20 protein-coding genes are annotated in these 18,268 nt (G+C 67.6%); 11 read left to right on the top strand and 9 right to left on the bottom strand.

Going from position 1 to position 18,268, the window contains the following annotated elements:
* Positions 1–6: 6 nt before the first annotated feature.
* From rad50 to BM310_RS05400, 4 genes are read right to left on the bottom strand one after another with little or no spacing between them, the layout of a single operon-like run.
* Positions 7–2,691, bottom strand: coding sequence for a DNA double-strand break repair ATPase Rad50 (gene rad50 / locus BM310_RS05415; protein ID WP_089805333.1), 2,685 nt, complete (start codon positions 2,689–2,691; stop codon positions 7–9).
* Complete coding sequence (mre11, locus tag BM310_RS05410; protein ID WP_089805331.1) at positions 2,692–4,158, bottom strand: DNA double-strand break repair protein Mre11; 1,467 nt, start codon at positions 4,156–4,158, stop codon at positions 2,692–2,694.
* A complete protein-coding gene (locus BM310_RS05405; protein WP_177232539.1) occupies positions 4,155–4,592 on the bottom strand; it encodes a hypothetical protein in 438 nt (145 codons plus the stop codon). Before BM310_RS05405 ends, mre11 begins: the two co-directional genes overlap by 4 nt.
* 25 nt (positions 4,593–4,617) lie before the next feature.
* On the bottom strand, positions 4,618–4,881 hold the full coding sequence (locus BM310_RS05400; RefSeq protein ID WP_089807041.1) for a MarR family transcriptional regulator: 264 nt from the start codon (positions 4,879–4,881) through the stop codon (positions 4,618–4,620).
* Between the two features lie 171 nt (positions 4,882–5,052).
* Between BM310_RS05400 and pan1 the strand changes: the two genes are divergently transcribed.
* Positions 5,053–6,270, top strand: coding sequence for a proteasome-activating nucleotidase Pan1 (gene pan1, locus BM310_RS05395; protein ID WP_089805329.1), 1,218 nt, complete (start codon positions 5,053–5,055; stop codon positions 6,268–6,270).
* A gap of 101 nt (positions 6,271–6,371) precedes the next feature.
* Here the strand turns inward: pan1 and BM310_RS21820 are convergent, their stop codons facing one another.
* Positions 6,372–6,497 (bottom strand): hypothetical protein, encoded by a 126-nt coding sequence (locus BM310_RS21820; protein ID WP_255473563.1) that lies wholly within the window; start codon positions 6,495–6,497, stop codon positions 6,372–6,374.
* 61 nt (positions 6,498–6,558) lie between these two features.
* Entirely contained in the window at positions 6,559–9,414 is a 2,856-nt protein-coding gene (locus tag BM310_RS05390; RefSeq protein ID WP_089805327.1) for a PAS domain-containing protein, read from the bottom strand.
* 167 nt (positions 9,415–9,581) lie between these two features.
* Between BM310_RS05390 and nth the strand changes: the two genes are divergently transcribed.
* Positions 9,582–10,265: an endonuclease III gene (nth, locus tag BM310_RS05385; protein WP_089805324.1), complete on the top strand. Its 684-nt coding sequence runs from the start codon at positions 9,582–9,584 to the stop codon at positions 10,263–10,265.
* Between the two features lie 7 nt (positions 10,266–10,272).
* Positions 10,273–10,446, top strand: a complete 174-nt coding sequence (locus BM310_RS21260) for a hypothetical protein (protein WP_177232538.1) — start codon at positions 10,273–10,275, stop codon at positions 10,444–10,446.
* On the opposite strand, the gene BM310_RS05375 is transcribed toward BM310_RS21260, so the two are convergent.
* A complete protein-coding gene (locus tag BM310_RS05375; RefSeq protein ID WP_089805320.1) occupies positions 10,416–10,895 on the bottom strand; it encodes a DUF7321 family protein in 480 nt (159 codons plus the stop codon). The genes BM310_RS21260 and BM310_RS05375 overlap by 31 nt on opposite strands.
* Positions 10,896–11,018: 123 nt before the next feature.
* Between BM310_RS05375 and BM310_RS05370 the strand changes: the two genes are divergently transcribed.
* From BM310_RS05370 to BM310_RS05335, 8 genes are all read left to right on the top strand, one after another.
* Positions 11,019–11,858 carry a DUF7319 domain-containing protein gene (locus tag BM310_RS05370; protein WP_089805318.1) on the top strand — a complete coding sequence of 280 codons (840 nt, stop codon included), beginning with the start codon at positions 11,019–11,021 and terminating at the stop codon, positions 11,856–11,858.
* A gap of 93 nt (positions 11,859–11,951) precedes the next feature.
* A complete protein-coding gene (locus BM310_RS05365) occupies positions 11,952–12,620 on the top strand; it encodes a plastocyanin/azurin family copper-binding protein (RefSeq protein ID WP_089805316.1) in 669 nt (222 codons plus the stop codon).
* Positions 12,620–13,006: a DUF7318 family protein gene (locus tag BM310_RS05360; RefSeq protein WP_089805315.1), complete on the top strand. Its 387-nt coding sequence runs from the start codon at positions 12,620–12,622 to the stop codon at positions 13,004–13,006. Before BM310_RS05365 ends, BM310_RS05360 begins: the two co-directional genes overlap by 1 nt.
* Before the next feature lie 2 nt (positions 13,007–13,008).
* Complete coding sequence (locus tag BM310_RS05355; RefSeq protein WP_089805312.1) at positions 13,009–13,803, top strand: cytochrome b; 795 nt, start codon at positions 13,009–13,011, stop codon at positions 13,801–13,803.
* 7 nt (positions 13,804–13,810) lie between these two features.
* Entirely contained in the window at positions 13,811–14,575 is a 765-nt protein-coding gene (locus BM310_RS05350; RefSeq protein WP_089805309.1) for a cytochrome b family protein, read from the top strand.
* A gap of 72 nt (positions 14,576–14,647) precedes the next feature.
* The gene (locus BM310_RS05345; protein WP_089805307.1) at positions 14,648–15,028 is read left to right on the top strand and encodes a DUF7315 family membrane protein; all 381 of its coding nucleotides are present in this window, start codon (positions 14,648–14,650) and stop codon (positions 15,026–15,028) included.
* A gap of 2 nt (positions 15,029–15,030) precedes the next feature.
* Positions 15,031–15,300 (top strand): DUF7314 family protein, encoded by a 270-nt coding sequence (locus tag BM310_RS05340; protein ID WP_089805305.1) that lies wholly within the window; start codon positions 15,031–15,033, stop codon positions 15,298–15,300.
* A 128-nt stretch (positions 15,301–15,428) separates the two neighbouring features.
* Complete coding sequence (locus BM310_RS05335) at positions 15,429–15,875, top strand: DUF7313 family protein (RefSeq protein ID WP_089805303.1); 447 nt, start codon at positions 15,429–15,431, stop codon at positions 15,873–15,875.
* A gap of 150 nt (positions 15,876–16,025) precedes the next feature.
* Here the strand turns inward: BM310_RS05335 and BM310_RS05330 are convergent, their stop codons facing one another.
* Both BM310_RS05330 and BM310_RS05325 read right to left on the bottom strand, forming a co-directional pair.
* Positions 16,026–16,775, bottom strand: a complete 750-nt coding sequence (locus tag BM310_RS05330) for an NAD(+)/NADH kinase (protein ID WP_089805301.1) — start codon at positions 16,773–16,775, stop codon at positions 16,026–16,028.
* A gap of 97 nt (positions 16,776–16,872) precedes the next feature.
* The gene (locus BM310_RS05325; RefSeq protein ID WP_089805299.1) at positions 16,873–18,180 is read right to left on the bottom strand and encodes a M28 family peptidase; all 1,308 of its coding nucleotides are present in this window, start codon (positions 18,178–18,180) and stop codon (positions 16,873–16,875) included.
* Positions 18,181–18,268: the final 88 nt, after the last annotated feature.

The raw sequence follows: 18,268 nt of genomic DNA, 5'->3' as shown, positions 1-18,268 counted from the left end.
GGGCGCTCAGTCGTCCGCGAGCGACTCCGCCGCGACGAGCGCGTCGGGGTCCTCCTGCCGTACGGACGACCGGTTGCTCGTCGGGTCCTTCTCCACGGTCACGAGTTCGTCCGCCGCGCCGACGAGTTCGTCGTCGTGGCTCACGATGATTATCTGTCGGACGCCGAGGTCACGCATCTCGTCGACGAGGTCCACGAGGCGCGAGACGTGGCCCGAGTCGAGGAACACCGTCGGTTCGTCGAGGATGAGCGGCGGCATCGGCGCCGCCCCCTCGATTCCCTCCGCGAGGAGGCGGTAGATGGCGGTACGCAGCGAGAGGTTGAACAGCGCTCGCTCCCCGCCGGACAACTGCTCGGGGTCGAGCGCCGTCCCGTCCTTCTGGAACACCGTCAGTTCGTACTCGCCGTCGAGGCGGATGCGGGAGTAGGCGTCGTTGCCGTAGACGAGTTCGAACGTCTCGTTCAGCATCCGTTCGAGCGTCTCGACGTTGCGCTGGCGGAGTTCCGCGCGCAGGTCGCCGTACATCGCCTCCAGTTCCTCGGTCTCGGCGTGAAGCGATTCGAGCGCGTCGACGCGGGCGGCGAGTTCGTCCCGGTCCTCGCGGAGTTCGGACAACTGCGCGAGTTCGCCCTTGACGCCGCCGATTTCGTTCTGGAGTTCGTCTCGTTTCTCGCGCAGCGATTCGAGTTCGTCGTCCACCTGTTCGAGGTAGGTCTCCGCCCGTTCTCGCTGCTCCGTCGCCTCCTCGACGGTCGACTCGTCCACGTCGTCGGCGAGTTCGGAGCGTCTGTCGCGCTTGTCCGCCAGTCGCTCCCGGCGTTCGTCGTTCAACTCCGCGAGGTTCTCGCGACGCTCTTCGAGGCGCTCGATTTCGGACTCGGTCTCCGACAGCGTCGAACGGAGGTCCGACAGCGTGTCGAGTCGCTCCTCGGCGTCGGCGACGGATTCGAGGTCGGCTTCGAGTTCTCGGACCGTCTCGGCCGCCTCCGCGGCCGCTTCGGACTGCGTCGTCGCCGCCGTCCGCTTCTCCTCGGCCTCCGCCGCCAGTTCGTCGGCCTCCTCGCGGAGCGTCTCTGCCTCCGTCCGCCGTTCCTCGACCGTCTCCCGGGCGTCCTCGATTCGCTCCGCGAACAGGTCCCTGCTGTTGCGGAGTTCCCCGACGCGGTTCTCCGTCTCGACCAGCGACTTCGCCCGGTCGAGGCGCGACTCCAGCGTCTCGCGTCGCTCCCGGAGGTCCGACAGCGTCGACTCCAACGCCTCGCTGCGCGCCTCGTACTCGCCGATGGCGTCGACGTGCGGCGAGTCCTCGACGGGTTGCCCGCACTCGGGGCACTTCCCCTCCGCGCGCAGTTCCTCGGCCTCCGCGAGTCGGTCGCGGACGTTCTCCACCTCCGCGTTCGTCTCGGTGAGGTCGGCGCGCACGTCGGTCAGCGTCTCCCGAATCTCGTCGCGGTGCGACGCCGCCGCGCCGAGTTCGACGGGCGCGTCCTCGAACTCCGCCGTCAGCGTCTCCAGTTCGGCTTCGAGTTCGTCGAGTCGGTCGCTGCGCCGTTCGAGTTCCTCGGCGGCCTCCTCGGCGCCGTCGTCCAGTTCCGCGGCGCGGGACCGCTTCTCGGCCGCCCGCGACTCGAACTCCTCGGCGCGTTCGCGCAGTTTCTCGGCCTGATTCGAGAGCATCGTGCGTCGCTCCCGCGCCTCGGTGAGGTCCGTCCGAATCTCGTCCTCGCGTTCGTCCAGTTCGTCGCGGCGGGCCGAGATGGCGTCGGCCGTCGCCTCGTCCAGCGTCGTCTCGGCTCTGACCGACTCGATTCGGCTTCGGAGGTCGTCCACCCGGTCTCTCGCCTCGCCGGCCTCGCTTCGCAGCGTCTCTCGCTTCCGTTCGTCGGACTCGACCGTCTCGCGCAGGTCGGCTATCTCCGCGTCGAGTTCGTCGAGTTCCGCGCGCTTCTCGCGGTACGTCTCGAGGACCGACTCGGCGTCCGACAGCGTCTCGGCGGCCTTCTCGCGTTGCTGTTCGTACCGCGCGATTCCGTCGTCCACCTCGCCGAGTTCGGTCTCGAGGGCGTTCAGCCGTTCGTGCAGGCCGGCGTCCTCCTTGGCCGCTATCTGCGACTCGACCTTCGAGAGGGCGCCGCGGCGTTGCGTCAGCACGTCTTCGACGCCGAGTCGCGCCTTGCCCGCGCGGACGCGGTACTCCTCCAGTTTGCCGAGTTGGAGCAGGTCGTCTATCGTGTCCTGACGCTCGCTCGGCGTCGCGTTGATGAGTTTGTTCACCTCGCCCTGCCGGACGTACGCGCAGTTGACGAACGCCTCGGCGTCCATCCGCAGGAGGTCCGCGACGAAGGCGCGAACGTCGCGCGCGCCGTCGATGGCCGTGTCCGGGCCTTCGAGGACGCACGTGGCCGTCTGGACCCGGTCGCCGGACTTGCGGAGGCGACGGTGGACGCGGTACGACGCGCCGTCGTGCGTGAACCACAGTTCTATCTCGGACTCCTCCGTCCCCGTCGTCATCACGTCCTCCAGGTTCTCGTCGAGGGCGCGCGCGCCGTAGAGCGCGAAGAAGCAGGCCTCCAAGAGGGACGACTTGCCGCTCCCGTTCAGGCCGTGGATGACGGTCACGCCGTCGGTCAGGTCGAGGTCCGTCTCCGCGTAGGGCTTGAAGTTCTGGATTCGAATCCGGTCGAAGCGCATCTAGAAGTCCTCCATGGTGAACTGGCCGTCTCCGTCGTCGTTCTCGGTGGTCTCGGCGGTTTCGCTGCTCGCGTCGCTCTCAGCGGTTTCGTCGGTCCCGTCGGCCGCCGCAGTCGCACTCGACTCGTCCGTCACGTCTGCTTCGTCCGTCACGTCCGCTTCGTCCGTCGCGTTCGTTCCAGCCGTCTCCCCGGCCGCCGCAGTCGCGTCGGCCTCGGTCGTCGGGTCGGCCACGTCGTTCGCGATGCCGTCGTCGGTCGCCTCGGTGGTATCCGTCGCATCGGTCGTCTCTGTTCCGTCGGTCGCATCTGTCACGGCGGTCACGGACTCCGCCGCGTCGTCCGCCGCGTCCTCGGCGGGCGCGAAGGCGTCGAGGTCACCCGCCTCCACGAGCGAATCGACGCGCGTCTTCACCTCCTCGCGGACGTTCGCGTCCGCCGTCTTGCTCGCGCGGACCGTCTCGTCCACGTCGAGGGCGGCCGCCGACAGGCCGAGGTCGGAGACGCGTTCGCGGACCGCGTCGTCCGGGTCGGCGAACGAGACGTTCACCTCCGTCTCCGTCTCCGTCGTCCGGCGGTCGGTGACGCGGCCGACCAGCGCCCCCCGTTCGGCGAGGAACTCCTCTATCGAGGCGGGCGTCACCGGTTCGCCGTCGCCCGTTATCTCCACGATTGCGACGGCGTCCTCTACGTCGTGCTGGCGGACCTGTTCGCGGACGCGTTCGGCGCCCTCGCCCGCGGCCAGTTCGACCGAGACGAACGCGAACGGGCGCGTGTCCAGCGACCGGCGGCGGACGTCCACCTCGCCGTCGAACGTGACGAGGTTGTACCCGCGCGCGTCCTCCTCGGCGGCACTCGCGCGTTCGGTCGACCCGCAGTACGTCACCCACGTGCCGTCGACCCGTTCGGTGCCGGGCGCGTGGTTGTCGCCGACGAGGAACGCGTCGAACGCGACGTTCGACTCGCCGAGGACCGTCTCCGTCTCCCAGTCGGCGTGGGCGAACGGCGTGAACAGGCCGTGGCCGACGAGGGCGGCGTGGTCGCAGTCGTGCGGTTCGAAGTCGTACGTCAGGTCGTCCCGCCGGGCCTTCGGCACGTGGTCGAGTCCGTAGAACGCCGTGTCGCCGACGACGCGCGGTTCGTCGCCCAGTCGTTCGGCCAGTCCGAGGCGTTCGAACAGGTCCAACCACTGCCCGCCGCGCGTGGACTCGTGGTTGCCGACGACGGCGAGGAACGGAATCTCCGCGTCGGCCAACTGCCGGAGGACGTCGATGGTCCCCATGAGGTCCCGGAGTTCCGGCCGTCGGTCGTGGAACAGGTCCCCCGCGTGGACGACGGCGTCCACGTCGTCCGCGACGGCGTCTTCGACCACCTGTTCGAACGCGTCGAGGAAGTCGCGACGCCGGTCCGGCGAGTGGTACTGCTGGTACCCGACGTGGGTGTCGCCGGTGTGTATCACCCGTGTCATCTGTCCGTGGCTTGGCCGGTCGGTGGTAAAACAATTCCGCGAGCGCGGTGGAAGTGGTCGCCGTCCGCGGACTCGGCGTCCCGCGGGTCGTCCCCGTGCGCCGCGGCCGCGGCGTCGAGTCGGCGGAGGGCCGCGAGTGCCTCCGCGCCGCGTTCGGCCGTCCCCGTCTCGTCGGCGTGTTCGGCGTCGGCGACGGCCCGCGCGAGTTCCGGGAGTCGCCCGGCGGCGAGGAACGCCGTCGCCTCGAGAGCGCAGTCCGTCGCCGCCTCCGCCTCGGAGATGGTCTCGCGAAACGCGGGCCGCCGCGCCGGGGCCGTACCGGTCGCCAACGCACGCAAGGCGTCGCGGACGGCGTCGGGACTCGGCGGTGAAGTGTCCGGGGGCGAAGCGTCCGTGAGCGATGAATCGTCTGCGGGCGGGGAAGCGTCGGGCACGGGACGTCTGGTCCCGTCCCCGTAGTTAAATGTTCAGCGTGTAGAGCCGCTTGCGGGCGTCGGAGAAGGAGAACCGCGAGTCGACGGCGTCGGCCTCTTCGAGGCGGGAGAGCGCGTACCGGACCGTGCGCGGCGGCAGGAGCGTCTCCTCGGCGAGTTGGCTCTGGGTCAGCGTCTCGTTGTAGTCGAGAACCTTCGCGACGAGTTTGGCGCTCGGCGGCATCTCTCGAATCGACTCCCAGCGGTCGGTCGTCCCCTCGTCCGCGCCGACTACTTCGGTGGTGCTCATTCGTACTTCCTCCTCGTGCATGTAGAGTAATAATATTTGCTGTATAGAAATATTACTATCAAGAATTCTTCACGGGCGGCGCGAATCGAGAGACCGCGAGTAGGCGGCGTCAGACGGGCGGCTGTCGCATCTACCCGAAGGCTCTTATGAAGCGCTACCCTACGACGGGTGATGACCGACACTGTGGACGACGTCGACCTCCCGTACGACGAGGACGCGGCGTCGCAGCAGGAGAAAATTCAGGCGCTCCAAGAGCGCCTCGACGTTCTCGAATCTCAGAACGAGGAGATGCGGGACAAGTTGCTGGACGCGAACGCTGAGAACAACAAGTACCAGCAGAAACTGGAGCGACTGACCCACGAGAACAAGAAGCTCAAGCAGTCGCCGCTGTTCGTCGCCACCGTCCAAGAGATAACGGACGAGGGCGTCATCATCAAGCAGCACGGAAACAACCAGGAGGCGCTCACCGAGGTCACCGACGAACTGCGCGACGACCTCGAACCCGACTCCCGAGTCGCCGTCAACAACTCTCTGTCTATCGTCAAGCGACTCGACAACGAGACTGACGTGCGGGCGCGCGTCATGCAGGTCGAGCACAGCCCCGAGGTGAGCTACGCCGACATCGGCGGACTGGAACAGCAGATGCAGGAGGTCCGCGAGACGGTCGAGATGCCGCTCGAATCGCCCGAGATGTTCGAGCAGGTGGGCATCCAGCCCCCGTCCGGCGTCCTCCTCTACGGACCGCCGGGCACCGGGAAGACGATGCTCGCGAAGGCCGTCGCGAACCAGACGAACGCGACGTTCATCAAGATGGCCGGCTCCGAACTCGTGCACAAGTTCATCGGCGAGGGGGCGAAACTCGTCCGCGACCTGTTCGAGGTGGCGCGCGAGAACGAACCCGCCGTCATCTTCATCGACGAGATAGACGCCATCGCCTCCAAGCGCACGGACTCGAAGACGTCCGGCGACGCCGAGGTCCAGCGGACGATGATGCAACTGCTCAGCGAGATGGACGGCTTCGAGGAACGCGGCGACATCCGCATCATCGCGGCGACGAACCGCTTCGACATGCTCGACCCCGCCATCCTCCGGCCGGGCCGGTTCGACCGCCTCATCGAGGTGCCCAAGCCCGATTCCGAGGGTCGCGAGATAATCTTCCAGATTCACACGCGCAACATGAACGTCGACGACGACGTGGACTTCGCGCAACTCGCCGAGATGGCCGACGAAGCCTCCGGTGCCGACGTGAAGGCCATCTGCACGGAGGCCGGCATGTTCGCCATCCGCGACGACCGCACGGAGATATACATGACCGACTTCGTCTCCGCGTGGGAGAAGATTCAGGCCGAGGCGGACGAGGACGGCGACGTCTCTCGCGCCTTCGCGTAACCACCAGTTCGGACGGTTCGATTTTCACGCGCTCGATGTCCCCGAAGCGACGCGGCCGTCCGAGTGTAACCGGCCACGAGTCGCGGCCCCGTGACCGCCCGCTACAGGGCGACGGCGACGAGGTACGGAACCACGAACAGCGCCACGAACAGGACGACGAGGAGGACGCCGTAGCCGGCGGCGGTGGCGAGGCCGGTGCGCCACGGGGCCGCGTCGATGTCTATCATGCCGCCTCGGTTTCGGGGCCGGCGACTTAATCCACACGCCTCGGCGGGCGTCGGCTACGCCCTACGACGCCGACGCGTCGCCGTCCGCGCGGGGGAGCGTGACGACGAACTTCGTCCCCGTCGGCGTCAGGTTCTCGGCGCTCACGTCGCCGCCGTACGCTTCGACTATCTCGCGGACGAGGTGGAGCCCGAACCCGGTGCCCGGGCTGTCGAACCCCTTTGCCCCCTTGTCGAACAGTTTCGCCTCCATGTCGGGCGCGACGCCCGGCCCGTTGTCGGCGACGGTCAGCGTCGCCGTCTCCTCGTCGGCGGCGACGGCGACGGTCACCTCCGGCGTCGGTTTGTCGTTGTGCTGGACGGCGTTGACCAGCAGGTTCTCGACCACCTCCTCGAGCAGTTCGTTCGCCGCGACGGAGACGTCCGGCGGCATCTCGGCGTCGAACTCGGCGTCGGGGAACATCTCGCGGGCGGCCGTCAGTTCGCGCTCGACGACGTCGTTCAGCGAGACGGGTTCGAGGTCCAGTTCGCCTCGGTCGGCGATGGCCGTCATCAGCGACCGAATCGTCTCGACGAGTTGGACCATCGACTCCGTTCGGTTGCGCGCCGTCCGCAAGTGCTCGGCGGCGTCGCCCTCGACCTCTCCTTCGAGGAACGCCAGACGCGCTTCGACGACGTTGAGGCTGTTGAGGAGGTTGTGACGGATGAGGCGGTTCATCAGTTCCAGCCGCTCGCGTTCGCGTTCGAGCTCCTCCTCGTGCCGGACGCGTTCGGTGACGTCCTGCGAGAGCGACATCGCCGCGCGAATCTCCTCGCCGTCGCGGACCGGAACCGCCCGGTACTCGTACACCTTGCCGTCGTACGCCAGCGTGACCGTCGTCGTCTCGCCGTCGAGCGCCGCTTCGAGCGCCTCGCGCATCCGTTCGCGGACGTCAGCCGAGAGGTAGGACAGTTCGCTGACGTGTGAACCCTCTATCGCCTCGGCGTCGACGCCGAGGTCGTCGAAGTTCGACCCCGCCGCGAGGACGTAGCGCAGGTCCCTGTCGACGAGCGTCACCGACCCGTTCGGGACGTTCTCCGCGAGGGTGCGATAGCGGCGTTCGCTCTCGCGCAGTCGCCTGTCGCGCTCGACGGACCGGAGCGCGTGGCCGACGATAGTCCCGAGTCGGGAGAGCGTCGTCCGTTCCTCCTCGCCGAACGCGGCGGGTCGCTCGGAGTAGACGTTCAGGACGCCGTACTGCGTGCCCTGGAACGCGATGGGGATGGCCGCCGAGGAACGGTAGCGGTGGTCGCGGGCGTGTTCCCGCCACCCCGCGTAGTTCGCGTTCTCCCGCACGTCCTGGACCACCTGCGTCTCGCCCGTGAGTAGCGCTTGCGCCGTCGGGCCGGACCGCCCCGGTTCCTCGTCGAGGCGGAGCGAGAGCTTCGACGCGTAGTTCTCCACGCCCGCCTCCGCGCGCGAGAGGACTTCGCCACCCGACTCGTCCGCCTCGCCGATCCACGCGAACACGTAGGAATCCGAAGCGGCCAGTTCCTCGCAGACGAGGCGCTCTATCTCCTCGCGGCTGGACTCTTTGACCACCGACTCCGAAATCTGCTGGGCGAGCGAGTTCAGGTCGTTGAGCGCCGCCAGTCGGTTCCGCTGTGCGTGCAGTTCGCGTTCGGTCTCCCGGCGTTCGATGGCGCTGGCGAGGATGTTGGCGACGCTCTGGACGAAGTCCACGTCGTACTCGTCGAACGACCGTCGCTCGGTGTCGTGGGTCCCGAGGATACCCCACGGGTTCGCCGCGGGGCCGATGATGGTGCTGATGCCGCTCCGCACGTCGTGTTCGACGAGCAGGTCCGGCCCGGAGAATCGGTCCTCCGCGGGGAGGTCCTCGACGACCACGGGTTCAGCCGACCGGAGCGTGTACCCCGCCTGCGACCCCGCGTCGTTCGGCACCGTGGCTTCGCCCGCGTACCCCGGTTTCCACCCGACGCCCGAGCGCAGGAGCAGTTCCTCGCCGTTCGGGTCGAGGTCCAACACCTTGCAGTACTCGTTGCCGAGCGTCTCGGCGACGGCTTCGGTCGCCCTGTCGAACAGGTCGTCCAGCGGCGGGTTCTCCAGCGCCATGCGCCCGAGGTTCGCGACGACGTCCTGCTGACGCGACCGCTTCTCCAGTTCGCGCCGACGCTCGACCTGGCCGGTGACGTTCTGCGAGATGGCGAGTCCGGCGATGACGTCGCCGTCCTCTCCCCGGACGGGCACGGTTCTGACGGTCCGGACCTGTCCGTCGAGCGTGTGGACGAACGTTCGTCGCTCGCCGTCGAGGGCGGCGCGATAGTGCGGTTCCACCCGTTCGGCCACCTCCGGGTCCACTCCCTCGAACAGGGTCATCCCCTCCAGTCGGTCGGCCTCGATGGAGTCCAGGTCGTCGGCGTCGCCGCCCACGACGAGGAATCGCAGGTCCTCGTCGAACAGTGCGACGGCTCCGTTCGGGACGTTCTCAACGAGCGTCCGGTGCCGCCGTTGCGTCTCCAGCAGTTCCCGTTCGCGCTCTTTCGCCTCGGTCACGTCGCGAAAGTACACCGAGAGGCCGGTCTCCGAGGGGTAGGCGTTGACCTCGAACCAACTCTCCAGCGGTTCGTAGTAGAAGTCGCAGGTGACCGACTCCTGCGTCTCCATCGCCTCGTGGTACTGCTCCCACAGCGGACTCTCCCTCGCCCCGGGGAACGCCTCCCAGACCGACTGGCCGAGCAGTTCGTCCTCCGACCGCCGGAGGAACTCCTCGGCCCGTTCGTTCACGTACCTGATGCGCCACTCGTCGTCGAGCGCGTAGAAGCCGTCGGAGACGCGTTCGAGAATCTCCGCCGGTTCGGAGACGATTCTCTCGCCCTCGCCGACGGGGAGGTCCTCTTCTCCGGATGAACCGGATTCCATGTGGACGCGTACGTAGCGGAGACGTAAGTTTGTGCCACCCGTGGCCGAGGGTCGGACCGGCGACGGGTCGCGGCCCCGTTCGGGGGCGAGGGACGGACAGACGGACGAGTTCGTGCGGACCGCACCGAACCCGAACCACTCAACACGAGACGCGCGAACGACCGTGTATGGGAACGCCACTGGACTCCAGAGAGGCGCAGGTGCGGGAGATACTCGACCGACTGTACGAGGAGTACCCCGACACGACCATCTCGCTCGACTTCTCGACCCGACTGGAACTGCTCGTCGCCGTCGTCCTGTCGGCGCAGTGTACCGACGAGCGAGTGAACGAGGTCACGGCGGACCTGTTCGAGAAGTACCGGACGCCCGAGGACTACGCCGAGGCGGACGTCGACGAACTGGCCGAGGACATCTACGGCATCACCTTCCACAACAACAAGGCCGGCTACCTGCAGTCCACCGGGCGGACGCTAGTCGAGGAACACGACGGCGAGGTGCCGGACACGATGAGCGAACTCACCGCCCTCTCGGGCGTCGGGCGGAAGACGGCGAACGTCGTCCTCCAACACGGCCACGACGTGGTCGAGGGCATCGTCGTCGACACGCACGTCCGACGCCTCTCGCGTCGCCTCGGCATCACCGAGGAGGAGGCCCCCGAGAAGATAGAGACGGACCTGATGCCCGTCGTCCCCGAAGACGACTGGCAGCAGTTCACGCACCTGCTCATCAGCCACGGCCGGGCCGTCTGCGACGCGCGCAACCCCGACTGCGGGGACTGCGTGCTGGAGGACGTCTGTCCGTCTTCCAAACTGGACCACGACGTCGACCTTGCCAGTGGCGAAGCGTGGTGACGACGCGGTGCGGGACGACGACGCGGTGCGGGACGACGGCGCGGTGCGGGACGACGGCGCGGTGCGGGACGACGACGCGGTGCGGGACGACGGCGCGGTGAGGGACTGTGGTGTCGTCGTGAGGGTCGGTGACGCGGCGGCGACGACGCGTCAGAACACGTACGCCGACGCGTACTGGTAGATGCCGAGGAACCAGGCGAGAATCCAGAACAGCACGTAGCCGAACACGCCGATGCGGAGGCGGCCGCGCCACGCGCCCATGTTCTCGTGCAGGTCGTCCAGGTCCACGTCCTTGTCGGGGTCGTGGTAGAGGTCGGCGTTGCGCTTGGCCTGGAAGATGCGGACGATGCCCGTGAGTGCGAACACGAGCATCGCGTACGCCTGAAGACCGAGGACCGCGTGGAGCGCGGAGAGCCCGCCGAGTTGCGAGAGGAGGCGCGGCGCCATCCAGAAGACGACGGGGACGGTGTTGAGGACGAGGCCGGGGACGATGAACTTGAGGTGGTAGACGAGGACGTCCCACGTCACCGTCTCGGCGTCTATCATTATCCACGCACCGTAGATGTAGAAGGGGAAACTGGCCGTGACCATCAACGCCGCACCCGTCGCGATGGCCGACTCGGATACCATCGGTGAGAGTTAGGAGTCGAGCGGCCTAAATGGCCCGACTCCGGCGCGGCGAACGAGGGTCGATAGCAGGACCGAAGCGCGCACGTCGGAGGGCTTAACAGCGTCGGGGGCGAATTTCCCCTGATGGCCGACGCCTCGGACGGACGCGCCGAACGCCGGACGGAACCCGAAGACCCCGAGGACGCCGAACTCGACGCACTGCGCCGGGAAGTCGAAGAGAAGTACGACTTCGACGACTTCGGACCGGCGGAGATGGCGGAGATGACCGCCGAAGAGTGGGAGGCGGCGTTCGACCCCGACTCGTGGGTCGTCGGCGAAGAACTCCTCGCGCGCGTGGAGAAGGAACTGAAGAACCGCGTCGCCCGCCGGGAGATATTCGGCGTGGTCGAACGCGTCAGCGTCGAGGGCGAACCGCACGTCCTCGTCTACTCCGACGAAGGGTACGCGCTGGTCTCGGCGGACGGCGACATCGAGGGCGAGGGCACCGTCTACCGCGACGTGCAACCGACGCTCGTCCTCTGCTCGATGGACGACTTCGAGGTGGCCGACCCGCCCGAGAACTTCGCGCTCCCGGACCCCGACGCCGTGTCCGAGGGGTCGAGCGAACTCGGCAACACGATGCTGCAGATAATCGCCGCCGGACAGATCATCGGCGGTCTGGTGCTGCTGGGTCTGTGGCTGTTCACCGGCCTCATCCCGTTCGCCTCCAACGGGGAGTTGAACATCGTCCCGCCCGTCGCGGCGGCGTTCTTCCTCCTCATCGGCTTCTTCCTGTTCCTCGTCGTCGCCAACGCCCGCCTCTCCGACCGGTTCCGCTCGGAGGAGTACCGAAATCGACTCCGCGCGCTCCGGGAGGGCGGACGCCCCGACTTCGTTCCGATAGACGACGCGTCTGGTACGCCGCTCGAATCCAGCGAGGGTGACGGCGACGCCCCGAGCGACGGGCGTCTCGGCGGCACCTGACGCCGCGGGCCGCCGTCCCCCGAGACGGCGTCATCGGGCGATGAGGGGGGAAGTCGGTGGGTTTAAGCGCGTTCCATCCTGAGAAAATTCTGTATGAAAAGGCGGGACTTTCTGAGAGCGGCAAGCGTCCCTGCCGCCACCGCGACGGCATCTGCCGCCGCCGGAGTCGGGGTCGCCCAAGAGACGGGCACCTCGACGTCGGACGGGACTGGCACCGCCACCGGAACGGGCACAGGAACAGGAACCGGTACGGGTACTGGCACTGGGACGGGCGGCGGCGGCGGCGGTGGCAGCGGCGTCACCGAGACCGTCGTCGTCGGCCCGGGCGGGTCGCTGGTGTTCGAACCGGGCACCGACGAACCGTTGGAGATCGCCCCAGGGACGACGGTGGAGTTCGTCTGGGAGTCCGACAACCACAACATCGTCGTCGAGAGCCAACCGGACGGCGCGAACTGGGAAGGCCACGAGCCTATCGAGAACACGGGGTTCACCTACAGCCACACGTTCAGCACCCTCGGTGAGTACGCCTACTACTGTCAGCCGCACCAGTCGGCGGGCATGGTCGGCACCATCGTCGTCACCGAGAACCCCGGCGGCGGAGAGGGCGGCGGCGAGAAGGAACTCGAGGAACTCGGCGTCCCGATTCAGGCACACTGGGTCGGCGCCGCGACAATCCTCGGCATCATCGTCACCGCCATCTTCACGTTCTACATCTTGAAGTATGGTGAGTCCCCACACACTGGTACGGGGAGGAACGGATAATGTCGTCGAGTGGCAGCACGTACGGTGACATCCACCGGTACGAACCGGCGCGGGAGAGCACGGCGGCAGCCATCGCCATCGTGCTCCTGACCATCATCGAAGTCGTCTTCGTGTTCCTGTTCAGTTACGGGCTGGTCTCCGGATGGGGCCTGTCCGACACCGGGAACATGTTCCTCGGCGCCATCCTCGCGGTCATCTTCGTGGACCTCGCGTTCATCCTCGCGCTGTACCGCAAGGAGTTCCTCCCGGACGTGGTCATCGTGAAGAAGCGCCGTCGGAAGTGGGAAGACCTCTACGTCCGTGAGGAGGACGTCGACGGCACCGAACTCGGGACCGGTGCGTGGGACCAGGTCAAACGCGCCGTCTACCCGTACTACAAGAGATAACAATGAGTCTAGAACGAAAAGACGAACACGACCACAAGGGCTGGATGAAGGAGAAGGACCTCACGCCGGTGGAGTCCACGTTCCTCACGACGCTCATCTGGCTCGACAAGCGGCTTCGCATCGTCGACTATCTGGAACTGATGGAGACCCTCTACTACCGGGTCAACCTCCAGATGCCGAAGAGTCACACCGAACAGTACAACCTCGACAACAAGTTCTGGTACTGGTACCCGCTGTACACGCTGGGACTGTTCTCGACGCTCGCGTACGTCGTCGCCGCCATCAGCGGCGCATTACTGGGGTTCTACTACTCCCCGGCGACCACCGGTGACCCCTCGACGGCGTACAACTCCATCGAGTTCATCATGACCGAACTCCAGTTCGGGTTCATGCTCCGGTCCATCCACCGGTGGTCCGCGCAGGTGATGGTCGCCGCCGTGTTCCTCCACATGCTCCGGGTGTACTTCACCGGGGCGTACAAGGAACCGCGCGAACTCAACTGGCTGCTCGGCATCATCCTCATCAGCCTGACGATGGTGTTCGGGTACACCGGCTACCTCCTGCCGTGGGACCAGCTTGCCTACTGGGCGGGCCAGATCGGCGTCGAGATGGCGCTGTCCATCCCCCTCATCGGCGAGTGGGCGGCACAGCTCCTGTTCGGCGGGTTCTCGTTGAGCCAGGCGACGTTGCAGCGGATGTACATCATCCACGTCTTCCTGCTGCCGTTCGTCGTGACCACGCTCATCGCCATCCACATCGGCATCGTGTGGGTGCAGGGCATCGCGGAACCACACTGATAGAACAATGACGGAAACAGACCCAACCGACGACGAGATTCAGACCGACGGCAGTGGCATCGTCGCGCCGGACGACGAGACGCCGACGTGGCGCGAGCGCAAGGAGCGCTCCGTCGGCCTCTCCCGCCTCACCTACGAGTACTTCGAGCGCTCCCGGCGCGAAGACCAGGACCTGCGGCAGGAGTCCGACTACGTCGAGCGCGACGTGCTCGCGTTCCCGACGTGGCCGCACGAGATAATCCGCAACCTCGCCATCACGAGCTTCTTCGTGGGGATGATTCTGTTCCTCTCGGCGACGCTCCCGCCGCACATCGGCCCGCCCGCGAACCCGAGTTCGACGCCGGCCATCATCCTGCCCGACTGGTATCTCTACTGGTCGTTCGGACTGCTCAAGCTGGGTCCGCTGAACCCCGACCTGAGCATCCTCGGCGGGACCAAACTGCTGGCCGACCGTACGTACGGCGTCGTGGCGAACATCATCGTCGTCGGCGTCATCGCGATGGTGCCGTTCCTCAACAAGGGGAGCGCGCGACGACCGGTCGAGGAACCGTTCTGGGCCGCCGTCGGCGTCGGCGGCGTCCTGTTCGCGTTCACCATCAGCATCCTCGCGGTCAAGAACCTCTACCCCGGGAACGTCGACACGCTGTTCGACCTGACGTTCCTCGCGCCCATCGTCGGCGGCGTCGTCACCTACGCGGTGCTGAAGACGATGCGCGAGGGGTACATGTACGACCTGAACCGCCGGTACTACCGCCTCCGCCCGCCGAAGTGAGCCGCTGACCGGTCGCGGACGCGACGCCGGCACACGGAAAAGCCCTTTTCCTTCCCACCCTAACTCTCGCCGATGACCGACGGAGACGGGACGACGGGCGCCGAATCTACACAGCGAGACGGCACGGAGCGCGGCCGGCGCGACGTCGTCGTCCCGATGCGACTCTACAAGACCGTGACGGTGTTCTCGACGCTCATCGCCGTCGTCAGCGTCGTCTTCGGGTTCATGCTCCTCGACGCGGCGACGCTGAACGTGAGCTTCCTCGGGTCCATCGTCACCGGTGGCCTCTCCGTGCTCGGCGTCTCCGTCGCGGACGGCGTCGTGAGTACCGCCCTCGCTATCGTCGGCCTCGCCGTCATCGGATTCGGCGCGGGCGTGTACACGCTCGGAACGCGGTTCCGCGCTCGCGGAATGGGAAAGTCTCAAGAGGACTCCGACGAAGACTCAGAATAACAATGGCTGACGAGTTCATCAAGGGACTCGGTATCTTCACCGCCGCCGGACTCGGCTGGATGGTGCTCGCGGGCTGGTACCGAACGAGCAGTTTCGAGACGAGCAGACAGCTCATCGAGCCGGTCACCTCGGGCGGTACCCTGTTCGACTCTATCGGCGTCCTCCTGATGGACGGGCTGTTCTGGTTCGCCCTCCTCGGCGCGCTCACGTTTTGGGTTCTCATCCCCGTCTTCCGACAGACCCGCGAAGCGCTCAGAGAGCGGCGCGCGTAGACGGACCGCGACTTCTTCGCCGGTCGCTCGCCGGCCGGGTTCTCTCGCCGACCGACAGCCCCGCCGCCGCCCCCAGACGGCGCGTCGGATTGGAAAAACTCTAATGAGTCCTACACCGAGGGTGAAGTATGCAACCGTTACAGTTCCTCGTTCCGCTCGACGCGCTGGAGGCCGTCGAACCGGTGCTCAAGTACGTCATCTTGGGCCTCGTCCTCGTCAACATCGTGACGCGTCTGCTCGCGCACCGCTCGCACGTCAAGCAGGTCAGAGACGACGACGACGAGACGCTCTCACGGTACCTCCCGCACACGGCCTCGACGCTGCTGCTCGTGTTCGCGTCGTTCGCGCTGTTGCTCCTCGAACCCCACGCGGGGACGGTGCTGTCCGTCCTCGTGCTGGGTCTGTTCCTCGCCGACGTCTTCGAGTTCGAGTCGCGTCAGGTCGAGGCGCGCTCGAAGTCGCTCGACCTCGAACGACCCAAGGCGGCGCTGGGCGCGTCCGTCCTCGTCCTCATGTACGCCGCGTACCAGAGCCTGTTCTTCCTCGTCGCGGACTACTGGAACCTCGTCGTCTGAACGGCCGCCCCCTCTTCTCGCTCTCTCGCTTCGAACGTCTCAGCGCGTCCGACGCCGCCTCGAACGAGTCCGGCGTCGTCGCCCCGTCCGAACTCGCGTCGCGAGGCTCGCCAGACGACGCAATCGTGACGACTCGGTTGTGAGCGACGGCTACGCGGCGTCGCTCGCTCCCTCGGTCAGTCGCAGGAACGGCCGCGTGCCGTCGGCCGCGAGTTCGACGGCCGCGTGCGGGGGCACGTCGGCGACGGCTTCGTCGTCGAGGATGAGCGAGACGTCCGTCTCGTCCCGTTCGACGGAGAGCGTGACGGGGAGTTGCCGCACCCACGACTCCGTCAGGGTCGTGTACGGCGCGATGGGGACGGCGACGACGCCCGTCCCGGGCGCGAGAATCGGCCCGCCGGCGGCGTGCGCGTAGCCGGTACTGCCGAGGGGCGTCGCGACGACGACGCCGTCGGCGCGGAACGTCCCGACGTGTTCCGCGGGCGTCGAGACGGCGTACTCGGAGATGCGCGCCGGTTCGTCCGTCATCAGCGTCACGTCCGCGAGCGCGGACCCGACGGGGGCACCGTCGACGGTGACCGTGAGGAGCGGGTGTTCGACCGTTCGCGTCGCTCCCGTCCGGAGCGCTCTGACCGCCGCGGCGACGTCCGCGCGGGAGAGCGACCGGCCGACGCCGCAGGCGACGGGGAGAATCGGCGCGGGAGGGACCTCGTCGGCGAACGCGAACAGCGACGGTTCGCCCACCGCGAGGACGGCGTCGGCGTCGGACGCGTCCGCGGCGGGCGTCCCGCCGTCGCTCCCGTCGACCACGACGCCGCCGGCCGCCGTCACGGACTCGGCGACTGCGCTCGCGTCCGCGTCGTCGCCGCGAACGACGACGACGGGTGCGTCGCCGCTCACACTCCGGGCCCCCGGTTCCCGCGCTCACACATGGGGCGGGGGTACGCTCGGGGCGGTAAAAGACCCGGCGGTTCACCGCCGCCGGCCGATTCCGCCGTCAGTAGGGCCAGTCGCCCGTTATCTTCATCCCCGCCGCGAGGTCCTCGTCCTCCAGCGCTTCGATGATATCCGCCTCCGCCTTGTGGTGGGTCTCCGTGTCCGCGTCGGCGAGCGTCACGACGAGTTCGGCGAGCAGAATCGCCTGTTCGCGGAGGTTCCGCACCTCCAGTTTGTCGAACGTGTCGGCGAACGTGTGCCCCCACCCGCGGCCGCGCCCCTCCGTCTCGCAGGAGACCATGTAGCCCGGCACGCCCCACTGGACGAACGGCCAGTGGTCGCTGTGCGGGACCAGGTCGGGGACGACGGAGACGGGGTGGTCGAACCGGTCAGCGACCGACTCGGCCGCCGCTTCGAGTTCGTCGAAGCCGTGGGTGTTGAACTTCAGCGTCCGACCGAAGACGACGCCGTCGCCGTTGACGACGGCCTTGATCTGCTCCCTGTCGTCGCCGAGGCGGTCCACCTCGTGCTCAGAGCCGACGAGGCCGACCTCCTCCGCGCCGAAGGCGACGAAGCGGACGCGCGTGTCGAGTTCGTCCTCGCGTTCGGCGAGGACGCGCGCGAGTTCGACCACCATCGCGGTGCCCGACCCGTTGTCCCACGCGCCCTCGGCGATGTCGTGCGCGTCGAGGTGGCTGGTGACGAGGAGTTCCTCCTCGGTGTCGGGGCCGAGTTCGGCGTGGACGTTGCCGCTGTCGGCGTCCGGCGTCTCGCAGTCGACCTCGACGGTCACCTCATCGCCCTCGAAGCGGCGGACGAGACGGGCGCCGACCTCCTTGCTGACGCCGACGGCGGGGATGTCGCCGACGGGGGCGTCCTCGGTGCCGACGCTCCCCGTCGGTGGCAGACATCCCTCGACGTGGTTGGCGAAGACGAACGCCTCGGCGCCGGCCTCGACGGCGTGGTAGTACTTCTCTCGGCGGTGGATGAACCGCTCGTAGTGGTCGGGGACGGTCGAGGACACCATCACCACCTTCCCCGACAGGTCGTCCTCGAAGTCCTCCGGGAGACCGTAGCCGAGGTCCACGAACTCCCCGGTGGCAGCGTCGGACGGACTGCGCGGGAGAGCGATGCAGTCCTGCGTCGTCTCGCCCGCGTACAGGCGACTGTCGCCGCGTTCCCACCCCTGAATCTCGAAGGGGTCGATGCGGGCGTCGCGCGCGCCCGCCCGTTCGAGTGCGTCGCGGGTCAGTTCCATCGCCTCGCGTTCGCCCGGCGACCCGGCCATCCGGTCGCCGACGTCCACGAGGGACTCGAGGTGGTTCCATCCGAAGTCGCTGGTGAACGTCTCGCCGATCCAGTCTGTCATACCCCCATCTCTCGCGTCCGCTCACTGAACGTTACGGTGCCCCCCGCGGGCCGCCGGATTCGTCGCTCGCGACCCGGCGTCCCGGTCG

Origin of the sequence: Halogeometricum rufum (assembly GCF_900112175.1) — an archaeon.
Classification (GTDB): Archaea; Halobacteriota; Halobacteria; order Halobacteriales; family Haloferacaceae; genus Halogeometricum; species Halogeometricum rufum.
This window is presented reverse-complemented; position numbering and strand designations above follow the sequence as displayed.